A 19,083-nucleotide genomic window follows, 5' to 3' on the forward strand; every position below is an offset into this window, starting at 1 on the left:
TCCTTAATGCACATTACAAGTTTATTACTTTAACTCCTTGTACGTAGATGTTTACAGAATCTACTGCTAGTCCTACAGTTTGATCTAATGTATATTTCACTTTCGTCTGCACGTTATGTGCTACTTCTGAAATTTTCGTACCATAGCTCACAATAATATACATATCAATATGTACTTCATCTTCATCTTTACGAACGATAACACCTCTAGTGAAGTTTTCTTTTCGTAAAATGTCTGTTAATCCATCTTTTAACTGATTTTTTGATGCCATACCTACGATACCGTAGCAATCTACCGCGGCACCTCCAGCAATTGTTGCAATTACATCTGTACTAATATCAATTTGACCGTACTTCGTTTTAATTTCAATTGACATCTCGTTTTCCCCCTTCATAAATGGTGAAAGTGAGTTAGACTACTTTAGTTACTATCATATAATCTTTTTAAAGAAAATTCCATCGTTCTTTCTTTTCACTCTCATATTTTATGTTTTAAATCACATTTTTTATGATGAGCAAAATAGTCCATTGTTATTATACAACATGTACCACTATAATATGTCAAGCAATTTTTCTTGATTTCAGCTTTTCTTCATTGACATATAGTGTCAAGTAATTTTTCTTGATTTCTTTTTTCTACAGTGTTGCATTCTCTATTTAGTTGTGTTAAATTATAGTAGTGTTTTTAGCATCGCAAAAAAGACTAACATTGAAAAATTACGTATGGTAAGGTATCAAGGGAGGGAAATATAAATGGCTCGTGTTTGTGCTATTACTGGAAGAAAAGCTCGTTCTGGTAACTCTCGTTCTCACGCAATGAACGCTACAAAACGTAAGTGGGGCGCTAACCTTCAAAAAGTTCGCGTACGCATCGACGGAAAAGTTCAACGTGTTTACGTTTCTGCTAGAGCATTAAAATCTGGCAAAATCGAACGTGTTTAATAATAAAAAAAAGAGCCGCTAGGCTCTTTTTTTACTATTAAAATGGAAAAAGCACCGGTAATAGGTGCTTTTTTTAATCTTTTTTGAAGGTATTTAACATGGCACGAACAATTCCACCAAGAAATTTAGGTAACTTAATTGTATAAAATCTCATGGTTTCCCTCCTAATCCCCATTACTCCACTTGTTCACTATATGATGTAAGGAGCAAAATTGTTTCTTTAATCAGTGCTTCTTATCACCATTAATATGCCAGAAGTAAATGAAAAAGTACCTTTTTCCTCAATGAGTTCATTACTAATACAAAGTGTTGATCCCCATTCTATTGTTTTATTAGCTAGGGGATACTTAAAACCAAGTAATGTAATCCCTTCCACTATTTCAGTAACCGGTACAAAAGATACATAAGGGAAATTTTTATTTTCTTCAATTATATGTGTACCTACTTTTTTCACGCTTATTTCATTTTTATTGTCTACAATACACATTTCTATTCCGACTTCTAACCCTTTTAAAAGCATTTGTATATTTGCTAAACCATGATCCAACCTTCCGCCTGTAGCACCAAAAATACGAATCAATGTCGGATTTTGTTCTAACGCCCAGTTAATCGCAATTTCTAAATCTGTTTGATCTTTTTCACGAGGAACAATATGTAAGTCATTTGTTTGCTGCCCCATCCATACTAATTCCTCTTCAGTAACCGAATCGTAATCTCCAAACGCAACAGCTGGAGTAATTCCTCTTTTTAATAAACGATATACTCCTCTATCAACTGCCGCCCACACTACTTTCTCATTTTCATATCGAGAAAAATCTGCGCAATATTCCGCAGGCCCGCCCGCTAAAATATGAATAATCATGTTTCCTTCCCCTTCTATCGTAAAAAGGCAATCTGCCATTCGGTAGATTGCCTTTTTACATATTTTTTCTCTATCCTTTATAAATAAGTGAAAACTTACTACACTAGAAGATTCACTGGGATAAAGACTCGTTCATTCATTATCCACGAATGACACGAATTGCTTCACCGCGGTCTTTTTGATTGTACACTGCTGATCCAGCTACAAGTACATTTGCTCCTGCTTCCACACAAAGTCTTGCTGTTTCAGCGTTTACACCACCATCAACTTCAATTTCTACTTCTAAATTGCGCTCTTTAACCATTTCTGCAACTTGTTTAATTTTCGGCAATACAGAATGGATAAATTTCTGTCCACCAAATCCAGGGTTTACTGTCATAAGTAATACCATATCTATATCTTCTAATACATGCTCAATCGTTGAAACTGGCGTATGCGGATTTAATACAACTCCCGCTTTAATGCCATGAGATTTAATTAACTGAATTGTACGATGCAGATGAGGGCACGCCTCTACATGAACAGTAATAATATCCGCTCCCGCTTTTGCGAAAGTCGGGATATAGTTATCAGGATTTTCAATCATTAAATGTACATCTAATGGTAAAGATGTAATCGGACGGATTGCTTCTACAATTAATGGTCCAATCGTAATATTTGGCACGAAATGTCCATCCATTACATCGACGTGAATGTAATCCGCTCCGCCTTTTTCTACATCTTTAATCTCTTCCCCTAATTTTGAAAAATCTGCTGATAAGATCGATGGTGCAATTTTAATCATAACTAATACCTCGGCTTTCTCTCTCTAATTTCTTCTACGAATTGTTTGTAATTCTTATAACGATATTCCGTAATTTTCCCTTCTTCAACCGCAGCCTTCACGGCACATTTCGGTTCAGAAAGATGTGTACACCCTCTAAATTTACAGTATTGGCTCGCTTCTTTCAACTCTGGAAAACAATATGTAAGATCTTCTACCTCTATGTCTATGAAATCAAGTGAACTAAAACCAGGTGTATCTGCAACTAGTCCGCTTCCAATCGCAATTAATTCCACGTGTCTTGTCGTATGTTTCCCGCGCCCTAAATGTGAGGAAATATTATTCGTTTTCAGTTCTAAATCTGGACGTAAAACGTTAAGCATAGAAGATTTTCCAACACCAGATTGCCCTGCAACGACAGAAACACAGCCTTCTAAGAATGGTTTTAAAATATCAATACTTTCCGATGTATTTATAGAAGTAAATACTACATCATATCCCATCTCACGATAGTCATTTGCATAAGTTTCAACAGTCTCTCTCATTTTTTCATCCACTAAATCCATCTTACTAATGCAAATAATTGGCTTAATGTTATGATATTCAATCAGCACTAAAAATCGATCTAACAGTCCCGGATTAAAATCTGGTTCTACTGCAGAGAAAACAAGAATTGCTTGATCAACATTAGCAATAGGAGGCCTAACAAGTTCATTTTTTCGATCAAATACTTCAAGCACATATCCTTCACTTGGATTATCTGCTTGAAAAACAACTTGGTCTCCTACCAGTGGTGTAATTTTATTTTTTCTAAACACACCACGCCCGCGACATTGTGTAATCCCTTCTTCATGCTGCACATAATAAAACCCACTTAGAGCTTTTACAATTTTTCCTTCTGGCATATAATTCTCCTTTATTTTGTATAAAGTGAAGCTGTAATTCATATTGAATGGATTAGAACCTTTTAAATACTTATTTCAAAACCCGTCATATACACAAGTTAATATATTTAATCTACCATCAAATTCAACATATTATTTATAACAGTATCACTTTTATAGCTTTTTGAATCATATATTTTTGCCTGTTATACAGTCCACTATATGTAGACAGCATAACAGGCAAGAGTAATACATTCCACCCTCTCTAGAAAGAAAACGGAATTCACTATTATTGAGTTGGGTATGGTACTTCTTTGTCGATAATGGTTACACCATCTCGTACAATTTTATAGTGTCCTTTTGTACCTTCTTGAATTACAAATTCTAAAGAAATAGTTGCCGACTCTGAAATTGTTCTAGTTTCAATTGGTCTATCCATTTTTTGTTGCATGTCTTCTTTATAAATCTCTATTGTTTGCGGTTTTTTCTCACCTATTATAGAAGACTCATACGGAATGGAAATATTATCCACTTTCACTGTTTTTGTTACTTTCGGCTTAGGACCCTCTGAGATGATAATCGTCACTTTATCTCCTTCTTTTAACGGCGTTCCTGGTTTTGGAGATTGCGAAACTACAAGCCCTTTATCAACAGTATCGGAATACTCTCGTTTTATATCTGGAGTTAGTTTCCTCTCATTCAAATAACCATTTACACTATTTTCAGTCCATCCTGAAAAATCACCTGGTCTAATTTGATAAGGACCTTTACTTACCCAAATTTTCAGTTCTTGTTCCGCCTCTACTACCATTTGATCCGGCGTCGGAATTTGTTCTACGATTTCACCTTTGGGTCTATCATTTTCAATATAATTTATTGTAACTTGCTTATATTTTTCTTCTAATTCATCCCTTATACTCTCAAAATCTTTTCCTGTGAGATCACTCATCTTACTTTTCTTTTTTCCACCTGATTGATAGATAGTAATTTTAGAGTCTTCTTTCACGACTCTTCCTGCCACTGGGTCTGTTTTTATCACATCACCGGCTTCAACATCATCTGTATATACAATATTAGGTTCCGTAACCTCAAAACCCTTTTCAACTAATTTATTTACCGCTGTCGTATACTTCATACCAGCTACATCAGGGACCTTTACATCTTTTGGAATAAAGAATCCCGGAACAACAGTAAGCGCTAACGTTATTCCAATTGCTAAAAGTAAAAATGTCGTAATTAAAACTTTGAGCCATTTATTACTTCGTTTTTTCTTCTTATTTAATTTGGTTTCTTCTTTTCTTGTCTGTTCATCCACTTTACTTCCTTTTAAAACAATTGTTTCATCAGTCACACTTTCGAATAATTGTTCTTGTTGAATAATGGGAATCGCTTTTGTCGCTTCCATATCTTCTGGTATGTAAAATGGTTGCTCATTTATCCTCTCTGGATATAGAGCCGTTTCAATATCTCGTTTCATCGCATTGGCAGATTGATATCGGTGAAACGGATCTTTCGCAGTCGCCTTTAATATAATATTTTCGACACTTTGCGGAATATTTTCATTCCATCTTTTTGGAGACGGAATTTCACTTTGTAAATGTTTTAAAGCTATAGCAACAGCAGATTCGCCAGAAAACGGTTGTCTTCCTGTTAACAACTCAAACATAACAATCCCTAGGGAATAAATATCCGATTGTTTATTTGCTATCCCGCCGCGTGCTTGTTCTGGTGATAAGTAATGTACCGAACCGAGTACCGAATTTGTATGTGTAATTGTTGTTGCACTTGTAGCTGTCGCAATTCCAAAATCTGTTACTTTTATTACTCCATCTGCTCGAATTAAAATATTGTGCGGTTTAATATCACGGTGCACAATTTCAAAATGATGGGCGTGTGCCATGGCGGAGGTTAACTGCTCCATAATATCAAGAGCTTCTCCTATAGGTAACATCCCTCGCTCAATTATGTATTGCTTCAATGTTTGTCCTGGTACATACTCCATTACAAGATAATATATACCATCTTCTTCTCCGACATCATACATATTCACAATATTTGGATGCGACAACGTTGTAACAGACTGCGCTTCTCGATGGAAACGTTTAATAAACTCTTCGTTATTTGAATAGTCGAGTCTTAATATTTTTACCGCTACATCTCGGCCAAGTATATCATCATGAGCTAAATACACATTGGCCATTCCACCACCACCAATCATTTTCAGCAGCTTATAACGGTCATTTAAGCGTTTTCCAATCAGCACGTTGCACTTCACCTACTTTCGTTTGTCGAACCCGCATAATCAATAAGAACAAGGGTGATATTATCTTCCCCACCGCGATCATTCGCCAATTGAATGAGACGTTGTCCCTTAGTTTCAAGCTGTTCATTTAACTGTAAAATTTGTTGCATATCATCAATAGAAACTTTGTTAGATAATCCATCAGAGCAAAGAAGTAACTGATCATCTTCCTCAAGCACCAATGTTTTAACATCTAATCCGACTTTTTCTTCTGTTCCTAATGCCCTTAACAAAACATTCTTTTTTGGGTGATATTCTGCGTCTTCTTTTGAAATTTCACCATGTCTCACAAGTTCATTTACAAGTGAGTGATCTTCCGTTACAAGCGAGATTTTCCCCTCTGATACCATATAACAACGACTATCTCCTATATGACCTATTGTCACAAAGTTTTGCGTACAAATCGCTATTATAAGTGTTGTTCCCATGCCATTACATTCTACATGTTGCTTAGAGTACTCATATATACGCTCATTAATAATCCCAACACTAGTATGTAACCACTCTTCTACTTTTTTCGGCTCATTCATATTATGCGTTTGCTTCCAATAATCATGGAATAATTGAATGGTCATCGAGCTAGCTACATCACCAGCTCGATGACCTCCCATTCCATCTGCTACTACCGCTAAAATATTTCCATCTAAATTGTGAAAAACTCCTGCACTATCTTCATTATGTTGACGAACTTTTCCTTTATCTGATAGAAACACGGCTTTCATCTCGTCACCTCGTCTCTTCTTTACGCTCCTTCGCACGCAACTGACCGCAGGCTGCATCAATATCATGACCTTGTTCACGGCGAATTGTTACATTCACTCCACGATCTTTTAACGTTTTTTCAAATAAGAAAATTTGTTCACGTGGTGTACGTACATAATCACGTTCAGGTACGTAGTTTACCGGAATTAAGTTCACATGACATTTTACACCTTTTAAGAGCGCAGCAAGCTCTTCAGCGTGCTCAACTTGGTCATTTTCTCCTCCAAATAATCCATATTCAAAAGTAATACGACGCCCTGTTCTATTTACATAGTATTTAATAGCTTCCATTAAATCAGGCAGCTTATACGCACGGTTAATCGGCATTAATTTTGAACGTAATTCTGAGTTCGGAGCATGCAATGAAATCGCAAAATTAATTTGTAGATCTTCTTCAGCGAACTTATAAATTTTCGGGATAATCCCACTCGTTGAAACTGTCATATGTCTCGCACCAATATGAAGGCCTTTTTCATGGTTAATGATGCGTAAGAATCCCATTAAATTATCGTAGTTATCAAATGGTTCCCCGATTCCCATAACAACAAGAGAACTTACACGCTCTTCTGATTCATCAAGCGCACGCTGAACTTCTACTACTTGCGCTACAATTTCTCCAGCTTCTAGGTTTCGTTTTAAACCACCAAGTGTCGAAGCACAGAACGTACAGCCAATTCGACAACCAACTTGCGTTGTTACACAAATGGAATTTCCATATTCATGTCGCATTAATACCGTTTCAATAGAGTATCCATCGTATAACTGGAATAAGAATTTAATTGTTCCATCTGAAGACGTTTGTTTTACTAACGTGTTTAAAGTAGTAATATCAAAGGAATTCGACAATTTATCACGCAATCCTTTAGAAAGGTTTGACATATCCTCATAATTTTTTACACGTTTTTTATATAGCCAGTCAAAAATTTGTCCAGCACGGAATTTTGGTTCTCCTTGTTCCTTTAACCACTCTTGCATTTCATGAAGTTGTAAAGAGTAAATTGATGGTTTTTTCGTTTCTAAATTTTTCTTTTGTTTTCTCACAGTCGTTTCCACGATGCTACACCTTCTTCCTTAAACAAGCAATATAAAAGCCATCTGTTGCAAAATAATGCGGTAAAATTTGTACTTGACCTTCATCAATATACGGATTTAGTTTTTCTGGCATACGCTCTTTTATCGTAGTATCCCACTCAAATTCAGGATGCTCTTGTAAAAAACGTTGTATTACTTGTTCATTTTCTATTTTCTCAATTGTGCACGTACTATAAACAAGGCGACCACCTTGTTTTAATAACGGTGCTATTTTTTCTAGTATTGCAAATTGAATCGTCGATAATCTTTCACTATCGCCTTTATCTTTACCTAACTTAATATCGGGTTTGCGTCTAATTACACCAAATCCAGAACATGGTGCATCTACTAATATTTTATCAAACGTTTCATTCGCAAATTGTTCTTGCACTTTTCTAGCATCTAGTGCTTTTGTTTCGACATTTTCTAGACCAAGTCGCTCTGCTTGTTGTTTAATTAAACGTACTTTGTGTGCATGCAAATCAAGAGACATCACTTGACCAGTTCCTTTTAATCGCTCTGCAATGTGCGTTGTTTTTCCGCCCGGAGCAGCACAACTATCAAGAACTAGATCTCCCTCATTCGGTTCTAAAGCACGTGCTACAAGCATAGAGCTTTCATCTTGAATAGAAAGAAAACCTTTTTTGAACGCATCTGTATGCGCTACATTCCCTCTTTCAATTTGAATTGCATCCTCTGATAAATCGCCGCGCTTTGCTTCTATCCCTTCACTAGCCAACAATTCAATTGCTTCTTCTACTGTTATTTTGTCAACATTTACACGCGCTGTTGGTACAGGTGGTAACATGTTCACTTCACACATTTTCTCTGCTGTCTCTAAACCATATTCAGAAGCCCAGTCTTGAACAAGCCACATTGGATGACTTGTTGTGATTGCCAAACGCTCTACTGGATCCTTGATTTCATCTAAAGAAGGTATCCCTTCTCTCTGAATCGAACGTAATACACCGTTTACCATACCAGCAATCCCTTTATGCCCGCGACGCTTTGCAATCTCGACTGCTTCGTGAATGGCCGCTCTTTCTGGCACTCGGTCTAAATAAATCATTTGATATAAAGATAAGCGAAGCAATACTCTTACCCACGCCTCAACTTTCTTTTTTAAAAAAGGCTGTAAATAATAATCTAATGTGTCACGACGTTGAATCGTTCCATATACAATTTCAGTTAATAAACCAATATCTTTTCTATCAATTGCATTTTTTTCAATTAGATTATTTAAAAGTAAGTTACTGTATGCACCACTTTTTTCTACTTGAATTAAACCATCAAGAGCTAATTCACGAACATTTTTTCTCATGCATTTTCTCCTAACTTCGTTCCAATTTCAGGTTTTGTGCCACGTAAAAATTGAGAACAACTCATACGCTTTTTACCAGAAGGTTGTAATTCAGTAACTTTAACACCTGTTTCATTACCAGTTGCTACAACAAAACCATCTTCTTCGATCGCAACAATCGTACCTGCTTCAGCTGATTTCGTTACGGGTACTTTTTCTCCCCACCATACTTTAACAACTTGTCCTGCTAAAGTTGTATAAGCGACTGGCCATGGATTCAATCCGCGAATGTGATTGTATACTTCTTCACCTGTTTTTGTCCAATCAATTTTCTCTTGCTCACGTTTTATATTATATGCAAACGTCACTTCTTCTTCGTTTTGTTTAATTGGTTCTAACTTACCTTGAATTAATAAAGGTACTGTTTTAGATAGAAGGTGCGCCCCTGCTTCGCTTAACTTATCGAATAAAGAGCCTGTCGTTTCACGCTCTTCAATTTCCACTTCTACTTGCGTTAAGATATCACCAGCATCCAATTTCTCTACCATATACATAATTGTAATACCCGTTTTTTCTTTACCTTCCATAATTGCATAATGGATTGGTGCACCACCACGAAGTTCAGGAAGTAAAGAAGCGTGGACGTTTATACATCCATACTTCGGTGCTTCTAAAATTTCATTTGGTACAATCTGACCGAACGCAGCTGTTACAATTAAATCTGGCTCTAATGCCAATACTTTTTCATATTCGTCTTTTTCACGAATTCTTAACGGCTGTAACACCGGAATACCATGTTTTTCTGCTTCAACTTTAACAGGTGTAGGTGTTAATACTTTTTTTCTACCTACCGGACGATCGGGTTGTGTCACTACACCAATTACATCATAGCCATCTTCGATAAGACGACGAAGCACCGGCACTGAAAAGTCCGGTGTTCCCATAAATACTACTTTTATCATTTAAAAACCGCTCCTTTTAATACCTATTCTAATTCGTTTTCCTCATAATATCTTGTCACTTTCGATGTAAATAACACACCGTGTAAATGATCGATTTCATGTTGAATTGCACGCGCTAAAAATCCTTCTGCTTCTAGTAAAAATACTTTACCTCGGCGATTTTGCGCACGTACTTTAATATACTCCGCACGTTCCACTTCACCATAAAGTCCCGGGAAGCTTAGACAGCCTTCGGGACCTACTTGTTCACCACGTTTTTCTAGTATCGATGGATTGATTAACTCGATTTTCCCCGTATCATCATCGATATCAACTACCGCAACTTGCAAGCTTACACCTACTTGAGGCGCAGCTAAACCGACTCCGTCCGCAATTAACATTGTTTCATGCATATCTTTCAACAATTTCACTAACTTTTTATCAAAGTTAATTACTCTTTCACATGGTGTTTCTAACACTTCATTTGGATGCTTTACTATTTCTAAAACTGCCATATTTCCCTCCGCTACATTAACATTGTTGGATTAAAATCAATTGAGATTTGTAGCTCTTTTTGCATTTCTGCTTGATAATGTTCATTTACCATTTTGAGCACGTTCTTTAAGTTTGGTTCCCGTTTGTATTTTATCATGCATTGATAACGATATCTATCTTTTATCCTTGGAATTGCTGAAGCAACCGGTCCTAACACCATCGTTTGCTGCGTGCAGTGCATCCGTAAATGACCGACAATTTTTTCCGTCACTTGCACTGCCTTTAATAATTCTGGATGAGATACCGTTACAAGTACAACATAGTAATAAGGTGGATATTGTCTTGTTCGTCTCATTTGCATTTCTTGATCAAAAAACACATCATATTGTTGGTTCTTTGCTAACTCTATACTGTAATGTTCTGGCGTATACGTTTGAATTATAACTTCCCCTGGTAATTCATGTCTGCCTGCTCGTCCACTTACTTGCGTCAATAACTGATAAGTCTTTTCACTCGCTCGAAAATCAGGTAAGTGAAGCATCGTATCTGCCGTTAAAACCCCGACAAGCGTTACTTTAGGAAAATCTAATCCTTTCGCAATCATTTGTGTTCCAAGTAATATATCTGCTTTTTCTTCCCCGAATGCCTTTAATAATTTTTCATGCATTCCTTTTCGACTTGTCGTATCTACATCCATTCGAATGACTCGTGCCTCTGGAAATAGTTTTGTAATTTCTTCTTCTACCTTTTGTGTCCCTGTACCAAAGAAACGAATATATGTACTTTGACAAGAAGGACACGCAGTCGGCATATTCTCTTCGTGACTGCAATAATGACATTTTAAACGATGGTTCATTTTATGATATGTCAGCGAGATATCACAATGCGGACATTGTACAACATACCCGCAATCACGGCACATAACAAATGTAGAATGACCCCTTCTATTTAAAAAGAGTACCATCTGTTCTTTCTTTTCTAATCGATCTGCTATTTTTTCATGCAGTGCCTTCGAAAACATAGAACGATTCCCATCACGAAGTTCCTCACGCATATCAACAATCTCTACTGTCGGTAAAGCTTGTTCGTTCATACGTTTTTCCATCGTTAGTAATTCATACACACCTTTTTTCGCTCTTGCAAACGATTCAAGTGTCGGTGTCGCACTACCAAGAACGATAGGACATTTATGATATTGTCCCCTCCACACAGCTACATCCCTTGCATGATACCTCGGATTATCTTCTTGCTTATAGCTCGATTCATGCTCCTCATCAATAATAATAATCCCTAAATTTTCAAAAGGAGCAAATACAGCTGAACGTGCACCAACTACAACTTTCACTTCTTTTCTTAAAATCTTACGCCATTCATCATATTTTTCTCCAACAGACAGCGCACTATGAAGAACCGCAACTTGCGAGCCAAATCTACCTTTAAAACGATCTACCATTTGAGGCGTTAGTGCAATTTCAGGAACAAGCACAATAGCTTCTTTCCCTTTCTCGAGCACCGCCGCTATAGATTGTAAATATACTTCTGTTTTCCCGCTTCCTGTAACACCATATAGTAAAAATGGATTGTAAGTTTCATTTGTAATTGATGATAAAATCGGTGCAATAACTTGATTTTGTTCCTCCGTAAGCGGGAATGGTTTCGTTTGTTCAAAATCATCATCGTCATACGGATTTCGGTACACTTCCACATACTTTTCTGAGAGTAGCCCCTTTTTAACAAGTGCTTTAATCGGTGCATCTGTTATTTGCAACTCTTCTGTTATCACTTTCAACGGCACACTTTTATAATTTTCCACAAAATAATAGAGTACATCTTGTTGTTTTTTACTTTTCAGTTCAAATGCTGCTAATTCCAATTTATCTTCTGGTAACTCTGGTTGAACAACCCTTTGTTTCTTCTTTTGCACTTTATCTTTTACCTGATAAACAACTTCAATCGTGCCATTTTTAATTTCTTGTTGAATCGTGCGGTATAGATGTGGCTGCGCCTCAATAGCTTCCCAATCTATCGCTTCTTTGTCCTGAAATAATAACAGTAGTTCCGGTGCTACTTCTTCTTTACGAAGTTGTAGACGCTTTTTATACGTTGCTTTTATCGCCGTTGGAAGCATAACTTGAAAAGCTGAAATCATATAACATAACGTTTCACTCGTAAGCCAATATCCAAGCTTTAATAATTCCTCGTTTAAAACCGGTGTTACATCTAATATTTCATGGATTGTCTTTAACTTCTTACTTTCTACTTCAACCGAATCTTTGATCCCAATAATAAAGCCTTGCAATTTCCTTGGGCCAAATGGAACTACTACACGCATGCCTGTCTGGACAATATCTTCCCACTTTTTAGGGATAATATAATCAAATGGTCGATCTGTCTGACGTGCAGGTACATCAACAATTACACTTGCAAATTTCATAGACGATCATCTTCTAACATCATTTCAATTTGCTTTAATATTTCACGAGCAACCTCTTTCTTCGTTAAAAGTGGCAACTCTATAACTTTTCCATCTTTTCTATACATTGTTACAATGTTCGTATCGGTACCAAATCCAGCTCCTTGCGCCTTTACGTCATTCGCAACAATCATATTCGCATTTTTCTCACGTAATTTTTTTGTTGCGTATTCCTCTACGTTTGTCGTTTCAGCCGCAAAACCGATAAGTAACTGTTTGTCCTTCATCTCACCTAACGTTTTTAAAATATCTACTGTTCTCTCAAGTTCGATTACAGCATCACCATTTTTCTTTTTCATTTTATTATCATGAACATATTTCGGACGATAATCTGCAACTGCTGCTGTTTTAATGACAACATCTACGTTTTGATAATGTTGCAGGACTACTTCTAACATATCTTGTGCAGATTCCACTTGTACCGTATTTACATGTAATGGCGGGTTTAATGCTGTCGGTCCCGAAACAAGTATGACATCAGCACCTAAGTTCGCTGCCACTTCCGCAATTGCGTATCCCATTTTCCCAGAAGAAAAATTGGTCATAAAACGTACTGGATCAATCTTTTCACGAGTTGGTCCAGCAGTTATTAATATTTTTTTTCCTTGCAATGGTTTTTGTTCTGAAAAAGCCTCTTCTAACCGTGCAATAATTGCTTCAGGTTCTTCTAGTCTTCCCTTCGCTACATAACCACACGCTAAAAAACCTTCTCCAGGCTCAATAAATGTATATCCTAACGTTTTTAACGTCATCATGTTTTTTTGAACAATTTTGTTTTCATACATATGCACATTCATAGCAGGTGCAATCCACACTGGGGCTGTAGTAGCTAACAAAGTAGTTGTAATCATATCGTCTGCAATACCGCCAGCTAACTTCCCAATACAATTGGCAGTAGCAGGTGCAACAAGTACTACATCTGCCCAATCTGCTAAATCGATATGTGCAATAACAGCTGACTCTTTCTCATCGAATGTATCTGTATATACGTCATGGCGAGAAAGCGCTTGAAATGTAAGAGGCGTAACAAACTTCATTGCCGACTCACTCATCATTACTTTTACAATAGCACCAGCTTGTGTCAATTTACTAGTTAACGCAGCCGCTTTAAAGACCGCAATGCCTCCTGTTACACATAGAAGTATCTTTTTCCCTTTTAGCATATGGCTCGTCCTCTTTCTTTTTCAAACTTATAATACTGAAACAGAATTCCCAGCTCGTCAGTACCAATATTTCTTCCCTATCGTAAAAAAATAACAACCTACTTGTAAATAGGTTGTTACCGTTACATAGAAAATTATAAAGTCTATGTTTTAATTTGTCGAAAGGAATGTCTTAATCGATGATTTTGTCTTCGCTTGGTACATATTTTAATACTTCTGCATCGATTTCTTCTAATGATTTACCTACACATTTATGAGAAACAGGTTGCTCAATAACACAATTGTTCGCAAGTTGCATTTCACGCGCACGTTTTGCAGCTACTGTTACAAGTGTATATTTAGAATCGATTTTTGTTAATAATGAATCAATTGATGGATTTAACATAATTATAGACCCTCCGTCATTTCTTTATAATATTTTGCTACTCTTTCGCGGCGGCAATGTTCACCAACCACAATTGCTTTAATTCTTTCACAAGCTAATTCAACTTGATCGTTTTCTACAACATAGTCGTAAGCGTCCATCATTTCGATTTCTTCTTTCGCTACCGTTAAACGATTTTCAATAACATCTTCAGTTTCTGTACCACGACCGACAATTCGGTTCTTTAGTTCAGATAAACTTGGAGGTGCTAAGAAAATAAATACACCTTCTGGGAAAGCTTTCTTAACTTGAATTGCTCCTTGCACTTCAATTTCTAAGAATACATCTTTTCCTTCTTGTAATGTTTTTTCAACATAGTCAATCGGTGTTCCGTAATAATTACCTACGAACTCAGCCCACTCAAGTAATTTTTCATTACGAATCATTTCCTCAAATTCTTCTCTCTCTTTAAAGAAATAATCTACACCATCTACTTCCCCTTCACGCGGCTTACGTGTCGTTACTGAAATGGAGTACTGAAAACGTGTATCCTCATGACTAAACAGCTCTTTTCGAACCGTTCCTTTCCCAACCCCAGAAGGTCCTGAAAGAACGATGAGCAATCCTCTTCTACTTCTCATAAATATGTAAAACCTACCCTTCCTCACTTAAATCTTCTTTATTATTCAAACGATGTGCAATCGTCTCTGGCTGAATTGGACTTAATACCACATGCCCATCATCCATAACAATAACCGCCCTTGTTTTTCTCCCATACGTAGCATCAAGCAAAGCATTATGTTCGCGTGCTTCCTGTACTGTTCGTTTAATAGGAGCTGACTCCGGACTTACAATAGCAATAATTCGATGAGCAGATACAATATTTCCGTATCCAATATTTAAAAACCGCATGGCCATAGTTTGCGCCTCCTAGTAAGTCTATCCGATTTCTCCACCACGTATAACTTTATATATTTTTTGAAAGCTACTCAATATTTTGTACTTGTTCACGAATTTTTTCAAGGTTATTTTTCATTTCTACAACATATTTTGAAATTGTTAAGTCATTTGCCTTAGAACCAATCGTATTAATTTCTCTATGCATCTCTTGCACGATGAAATCCATTTTCCTTCCAACAGGCTCTTCAATCTCCAGTGTTTCACGAAATTGCTCTAAATGACTTTGCAAACGAACTAACTCTTCGTGAATATCACAACGCTCTGCAAAGATTGCTACTTCTGTTAGCAATCTTTGTTCATCCAACTCTTGATTATGTAATTCTTTTAAGCGATTTTCTAATCGTTCACGATATTTTTGTGTAACAATCGGTGCATGCGGAATAATTGCATTTACACAATTGTGAATCTCTTGTAAACGATACGCTATATCTTTATGTAATCGTTCTCCTTCGCCATCTCTCATTGTTTTTAACATATGAGCAGCTTGGCGAACAGCCTCATATAAACTGTTCTCAAATTGTTCATTTACATTTTCTACTTCTTCAATCGCTGTTACTTCTGGCATTGCCATTAATTGCTGAAGTGTAATAGAATCTTGTAATTGAAATTTTCCTTTTATATCTTCCATAATCGATTGGTACTGCTCAAGAAGCGACCAATTCACACTTAATTTTCTTTCAACAAGCCCTTCACCCGTTATACTAATAGACACTTCAATGCGACCACGCCGAACTTGTTCTGCAATTATTTTACGAATTTTGTCTTCAAATACCATCATTTGCTTCGGAAGTCGAATACTCATCTCTAGAAAACGGTGGTTCACCGATTTCATTTCTACTGTAATTTGAAAAGTATCATTTTCTACTTTCGATCTTCCAAATCCTGTCATACTACAAATCATTTTTATCACATCCAAGCCATGAAATAACTCAATGAAAAAGGTAATAGAGACAAGGCTCTACTACCTTCTGTAAATTATATCACATTTTCATATCATTGACTATTTCAAGTTTAATCCCTTCTTATATAATACTGGCTTTTCCTTCTTCCCCTTTTTCCCTGTTAATAAAGAACCTACTAATAAGAAGGTCGGAATTGATGACAAACCTCCAATTAACAACCAATCTCTCGCTTGTATTGGCATTGTACTAAAGATCGGTTGTAGCGGAGGGTAATATATAACCACTAACATTAACAGTAAAGAAATAATAACCGCTCCTACTAAATACACGTTCCCAAACGGATTTCGATGGAAGATAGAATGTTCACTTCGGCAATCAAATACATGAATAAGTTGCGCAAGTACTAACGTCGCAAACGCCACAGTTTGTGCATATTTCAATTCATTTGGATGTTGATTATATGCAATAATAAACGCCACTAACGTCACTGCTCCAATTAGAAAGCCACGACTTATAATTTTCCATGCAAGCCCTCTAGCAAATACCCCTTCTTTCGGATGACGCGGCGTTCTCTTCATCACGTCTCCTTCCGCCTTATCCAATCCTAATGCCATAGCCGGTAAACCGTCAGTAACTAAGTTCACCCATAAAATTTGAATGGGAACCATCGGCAGCGGTAATGCAAGTAACATTGCAAATAACATGACTAAAATTTCTCCTACGTTCGACGCTAATAAATAACGAATAAACTTACGTATATTCTCGTATATATTTCTACCTTCTTTAATTGCTGATTTAATCGTAGCAAAATTATCATCTAGCAAAACAAGAGAAGAAGCTTCTTTCGCAACGTCTGTCCCTGTAATTCCCATCGCTATCCCAATATCTGCTGTTTTTATAGCCGGAGCATCGTTTACTCCATCACCTGTCATCGCTACTATATGCCCTTTATTTTGCAACGCTTTAACAATTTTCAATTTATGTTCAGGTGATACTCGAGCAAATACATACGTATCTTCTACAACACTTTCTAGTTCCTCTACATCCATATTCGCGAGTTCTACCCCTTCAACAACACGTCCATCAGGTGGTAAAACCCCTAATTGTTCCGCAATTGCCATTGCTGTCACTTTATGATCTCCTGTAATCATCACTGTTCGAATACCAGCTTCTCTGCACTCTTTTACCGCCTGTTCTACCTCTGGTCTTGGCGGATCAATCATTCCCTGTATCCCGACCAACATAAAATCTTTTTCAACATCTCTTTCATGTTCAATAGAATCTGTTACTTTTAACGGCTTAAATGCAACTGCAATTGTTCGAAGTGCTTGACTACCTAAGCTATGAATAGCCGCCTGTACTTCTTTTCTATATAACTCACTTAATGGTTGTTGCTTATCCCCCCATAAAATCGTTTGACTCATTTGCAGGAGGACGTCTGGTGCTCCCTTCGTAACAAGAAACTTTTTCCCCTCTCTATCTCGCACGATAACACTCATCATTTTTCGAGTTGAATCGAATGGAAACTCACGAATAATTTCAAATTTCCCTTTCAGTGCCTCACGCGTTATCCCCGCTTTCATTGCTGCAGCTACAAGTGCGCCCTCAGTTGGATCTCCATCTAATACATACGCCTTTTTCTTTTGAATAATATTTGCGTTATTACATAGTGAACCGAATGTGAGTAGTTGATACAGTGCTTTTGTTTTAGCTGGATCGAATTCTTTTTCACCTTTCAAAAAAGAGCCATTAGGTTCATATCCTTGACCAGTCACTTTCCATAATTCTCCACCTGACCACATATGTGTTACCATCATTTTGTTTTGCGTCATCGTTCCTGTTTTATCAGAACATATAACGGAAGCACATCCTAACGTTTCTACCGCTGGTAACTTCCTTACAATTGCTCTCTTTTTAATCATACGCTGTACACCAAGCGATAAAGCTACTGTAACGATTGCTGGTAATCCTTCAGGAATAGCAGCAACAGCTAGAGACACGCCTGCTAAAAACATATGATATACTTCATTTCCTTGATACACACCGGCTAATACGACAAGAGCTGTCAAAATAAGAGCCACAATAATTAATATTTTTCCGAGTTGCTCCAATCTTCTTTGCAGTGGTGTTTCCATTTGCTCTGCATTTTGTAACATATTTGCAATTTGGCCCATCGCTGTATTCATACCAGTTGCTACAACGACCCCTGTTCCAGCTCCTCGTGTAATCATCGTACCCATAAACGCCATATTTTTTTGATCACCAATTGAAACATCTTGCCCTTGCAGAGCTTCTACCTTCTTCTGCACCGGCACTGACTCTCCTGTCAAAGCTGATTCTTCAATATATAAGCTCGATGCCTCAACAAGACGTACATCCGCCCCAATACGATCACCACTAGAAAATTTAATAACATCACCTAAAACGAGTGCTTTAGATGGTGCCTTTACCCACTTTCCATTCCGCAGTACAGTAACTTGCGGGGCGGCTAGCTCTTTTAAAGCTTCCAGTGACTTTTCAGCCTTTCTTTCTTGAAAAAAGCCAAGAATACCATTGATAATAACAATTGCAACAATCGCAATAGAATCAATGTATTCACCTAAAAAAGCCGAAACTATCGTTGCACCAAATAAAACAAGTACCATAAAATCTTTAAATTGCGCCAAAAATACCATCAGTGCAGAAGGCCTCTTGGCTTCATCTAATTCATTTGTACCAAATTTTTTTATTCGCCCTTCTACTTCTTTCTCTGTAAGTCCAACCTTCACATTCGTATTCGTTCTTTCTTCCACTTCATGTGCGCGCATTCCATACCAGTTCATCCCGCTATCGACCTCCTAATTCCAGACATACTCTATTGAAAGCTTATTCAGCCTCGTCCAAAAAAATGCTATAATTAA

The 19,083-nt window shown here is 37.0% G+C and carries 19 protein-coding genes; 1 reads left to right on the top strand and 18 read right to left on the bottom strand.

Annotated features, from left to right (window positions below; translation table 11 throughout):
• Nucleotides 1–13 precede the first annotated feature (13 nt).
• Nucleotides 14–376: an Asp23/Gls24 family envelope stress response protein gene (locus FS742_RS19660; RefSeq protein ID WP_000021109.1), complete on the bottom strand. Its 363-nt coding sequence runs from the start codon at nucleotides 374–376 to the stop codon at nucleotides 14–16.
• 376 nt (nucleotides 377–752) lie between these two features.
• On the opposite strand from FS742_RS19660, the gene rpmB reads away from it, so the two are divergent.
• Nucleotides 753–941, top strand: a complete 189-nt coding sequence (gene rpmB, locus FS742_RS19665; protein WP_000124776.1) for a 50S ribosomal protein L28 — start codon at nucleotides 753–755, stop codon at nucleotides 939–941.
• Nucleotides 942–1,014: 73 nt separating this feature from the next.
• Here rpmB and spoVM read toward each other — a convergent pair whose 3' ends face one another.
• From spoVM to FS742_RS19750, 17 genes are all read right to left on the bottom strand, one after another.
• On the bottom strand, nucleotides 1,015–1,095 hold the full coding sequence (spoVM, locus tag FS742_RS19670) for a stage V sporulation protein SpoVM (protein WP_001213599.1): 81 nt from the start codon (nucleotides 1,093–1,095) through the stop codon (nucleotides 1,015–1,017).
• A gap of 66 nt (nucleotides 1,096–1,161) precedes the next feature.
• Nucleotides 1,162–1,842 (bottom strand): thiamine diphosphokinase, encoded by a 681-nt coding sequence (locus FS742_RS19675; protein ID WP_144614552.1) that lies wholly within the window; start codon nucleotides 1,840–1,842, stop codon nucleotides 1,162–1,164.
• Nucleotides 1,843–1,942: 100 nt separating this feature from the next.
• Nucleotides 1,943–2,587 (bottom strand): ribulose-phosphate 3-epimerase, encoded by a 645-nt coding sequence (gene rpe / locus FS742_RS19680; protein ID WP_061678216.1) that lies wholly within the window; start codon nucleotides 2,585–2,587, stop codon nucleotides 1,943–1,945.
• 2 nt (nucleotides 2,588–2,589) lie between these two features.
• A complete protein-coding gene (gene rsgA, locus FS742_RS19685) occupies nucleotides 2,590–3,471 on the bottom strand; it encodes a ribosome small subunit-dependent GTPase A (RefSeq protein WP_144614553.1) in 882 nt (293 codons plus the stop codon).
• Between the two features lie 268 nt (nucleotides 3,472–3,739).
• On the bottom strand, nucleotides 3,740–5,713 hold the full coding sequence (gene prkC, locus FS742_RS19690; protein ID WP_144614555.1) for a serine/threonine protein kinase PrkC: 1,974 nt from the start codon (nucleotides 5,711–5,713) through the stop codon (nucleotides 3,740–3,742).
• Between the two features lie 8 nt (nucleotides 5,714–5,721).
• Nucleotides 5,722–6,474, bottom strand: coding sequence for a Stp1/IreP family PP2C-type Ser/Thr phosphatase (locus FS742_RS19695; protein ID WP_144614557.1), 753 nt, complete (start codon nucleotides 6,472–6,474; stop codon nucleotides 5,722–5,724).
• 4 nt (nucleotides 6,475–6,478) lie between these two features.
• Nucleotides 6,479–7,567, bottom strand: a complete 1,089-nt coding sequence (rlmN, locus tag FS742_RS19700) for a dual-specificity RNA methyltransferase RlmN (protein ID WP_048530542.1) — start codon at nucleotides 7,565–7,567, stop codon at nucleotides 6,479–6,481.
• Between the two features lie 4 nt (nucleotides 7,568–7,571).
• A complete protein-coding gene (rsmB, locus tag FS742_RS19705) occupies nucleotides 7,572–8,906 on the bottom strand; it encodes a 16S rRNA (cytosine(967)-C(5))-methyltransferase RsmB (RefSeq protein WP_144614559.1) in 1,335 nt (444 codons plus the stop codon).
• The gene (gene fmt, locus FS742_RS19710; RefSeq protein WP_000598791.1) at nucleotides 8,903–9,847 is read right to left on the bottom strand and encodes a methionyl-tRNA formyltransferase; all 945 of its coding nucleotides are present in this window, start codon (nucleotides 9,845–9,847) and stop codon (nucleotides 8,903–8,905) included. Before fmt ends, rsmB begins: the two co-directional genes overlap by 4 nt.
• Before the next feature lie 23 nt (nucleotides 9,848–9,870).
• A complete protein-coding gene (gene def, locus FS742_RS19715) occupies nucleotides 9,871–10,341 on the bottom strand; it encodes a peptide deformylase (RefSeq protein ID WP_076539735.1) in 471 nt (156 codons plus the stop codon).
• An 11-nt stretch (nucleotides 10,342–10,352) separates the two neighbouring features.
• Nucleotides 10,353–12,755: a primosomal protein N' gene (gene priA, locus FS742_RS19720; RefSeq protein ID WP_144614561.1), complete on the bottom strand. Its 2,403-nt coding sequence runs from the start codon at nucleotides 12,753–12,755 to the stop codon at nucleotides 10,353–10,355.
• The gene (gene coaBC, locus FS742_RS19725; RefSeq protein ID WP_144614563.1) at nucleotides 12,752–13,957 is read right to left on the bottom strand and encodes a bifunctional phosphopantothenoylcysteine decarboxylase/phosphopantothenate--cysteine ligase CoaBC; all 1,206 of its coding nucleotides are present in this window, start codon (nucleotides 13,955–13,957) and stop codon (nucleotides 12,752–12,754) included. The genes priA and coaBC overlap by 4 nt, the downstream gene beginning before the upstream one ends.
• Before the next feature lie 172 nt (nucleotides 13,958–14,129).
• On the bottom strand, nucleotides 14,130–14,342 hold the full coding sequence (gene rpoZ / locus FS742_RS19730) for a DNA-directed RNA polymerase subunit omega (RefSeq protein WP_000933968.1): 213 nt from the start codon (nucleotides 14,340–14,342) through the stop codon (nucleotides 14,130–14,132).
• A gap of 2 nt (nucleotides 14,343–14,344) precedes the next feature.
• Nucleotides 14,345–14,962: a guanylate kinase gene (gene gmk / locus FS742_RS19735; RefSeq protein WP_001257740.1), complete on the bottom strand. Its 618-nt coding sequence runs from the start codon at nucleotides 14,960–14,962 to the stop codon at nucleotides 14,345–14,347.
• A gap of 13 nt (nucleotides 14,963–14,975) precedes the next feature.
• Nucleotides 14,976–15,239: an extracellular matrix/biofilm regulator RemA gene (remA, locus tag FS742_RS19740; protein ID WP_001251456.1), complete on the bottom strand. Its 264-nt coding sequence runs from the start codon at nucleotides 15,237–15,239 to the stop codon at nucleotides 14,976–14,978.
• A gap of 67 nt (nucleotides 15,240–15,306) precedes the next feature.
• Nucleotides 15,307–16,182 (bottom strand): YicC/YloC family endoribonuclease, encoded by an 876-nt coding sequence (locus FS742_RS19745; RefSeq protein ID WP_144614565.1) that lies wholly within the window; start codon nucleotides 16,180–16,182, stop codon nucleotides 15,307–15,309.
• A 99-nt stretch (nucleotides 16,183–16,281) separates the two neighbouring features.
• The gene (locus FS742_RS19750) at nucleotides 16,282–19,005 is read right to left on the bottom strand and encodes a calcium-translocating P-type ATPase, SERCA-type (protein ID WP_144614566.1); all 2,724 of its coding nucleotides are present in this window, start codon (nucleotides 19,003–19,005) and stop codon (nucleotides 16,282–16,284) included.
• Nucleotides 19,006–19,083 lie beyond the last annotated feature (78 nt).

It is taken from the genome of Bacillus cereus, assembly GCF_007678085.1.
Classification (GTDB): Bacteria; Bacillota; Bacilli; order Bacillales; family Bacillaceae_G; genus Bacillus_A; species Bacillus_A cereus_BE.

Excerpts from the sequence above, each read along its gene's own strand:
- FS742_RS19660 (WP_000021109.1), bottom strand. The coding sequence starts at position 376 with ATGTCAATTGAAATTAAAACGAAGTACGGTCAAATTGATATTAGTACA.
- rpmB (WP_000124776.1), top strand. The coding sequence starts at position 753 with ATGGCTCGTGTTTGTGCTATTACTGGAAGAAAAGCTCGTTCTGGTAAC.
- spoVM (WP_001213599.1), bottom strand. The coding sequence starts at position 1,095 with ATGAGATTTTATACAATTAAGTTACCTAAATTTCTTGGTGGAATTGTT.
- FS742_RS19675 (WP_144614552.1), bottom strand. The coding sequence starts at position 1,842 with ATGGCAGATTGCCTTTTTACGATAGAAGGGGAAGGAAACATGATTATT.
- rpe (WP_061678216.1), bottom strand. The coding sequence starts at position 2,587 with ATGATTAAAATTGCACCATCGATCTTATCAGCAGATTTTTCAAAATTA.
- rsgA (WP_144614553.1), bottom strand. The coding sequence starts at position 3,471 with ATGCCAGAAGGAAAAATTGTAAAAGCTCTAAGTGGGTTTTATTATGTG.
- FS742_RS19695 (WP_144614557.1), bottom strand. The coding sequence starts at position 6,474 with ATGAAAGCCGTGTTTCTATCAGATAAAGGAAAAGTTCGTCAACATAAT.
- rsmB (WP_144614559.1), bottom strand. The coding sequence starts at position 8,906 with ATGAGAAAAAATGTTCGTGAATTAGCTCTTGATGGTTTAATTCAAGTA.
- fmt (WP_000598791.1), bottom strand. The coding sequence starts at position 9,847 with ATGATAAAAGTAGTATTTATGGGAACACCGGACTTTTCAGTGCCGGTG.
- def (WP_076539735.1), bottom strand. The coding sequence starts at position 10,341 with ATGGCAGTTTTAGAAATAGTAAAGCATCCAAATGAAGTGTTAGAAACA.
- priA (WP_144614561.1), bottom strand. The coding sequence starts at position 12,755 with ATGAAATTTGCAAGTGTAATTGTTGATGTACCTGCACGTCAGACAGAT.
- coaBC (WP_144614563.1), bottom strand. The coding sequence starts at position 13,957 with ATGCTAAAAGGGAAAAAGATACTTCTATGTGTAACAGGAGGCATTGCG.
- rpoZ (WP_000933968.1), bottom strand. The coding sequence starts at position 14,342 with ATGTTAAATCCATCAATTGATTCATTATTAACAAAAATCGATTCTAAA.
- gmk (WP_001257740.1), bottom strand. The coding sequence starts at position 14,962 with ATGAGAAGTAGAAGAGGATTGCTCATCGTTCTTTCAGGACCTTCTGGG.
- remA (WP_001251456.1), bottom strand. The coding sequence starts at position 15,239 with ATGGCCATGCGGTTTTTAAATATTGGATACGGAAATATTGTATCTGCT.
- FS742_RS19745 (WP_144614565.1), bottom strand. The coding sequence starts at position 16,182 with ATGATTTGTAGTATGACAGGATTTGGAAGATCGAAAGTAGAAAATGAT.
- FS742_RS19750 (WP_144614566.1), bottom strand. The coding sequence starts at position 19,005 with ATGAACTGGTATGGAATGCGCGCACATGAAGTGGAAGAAAGAACGAAT.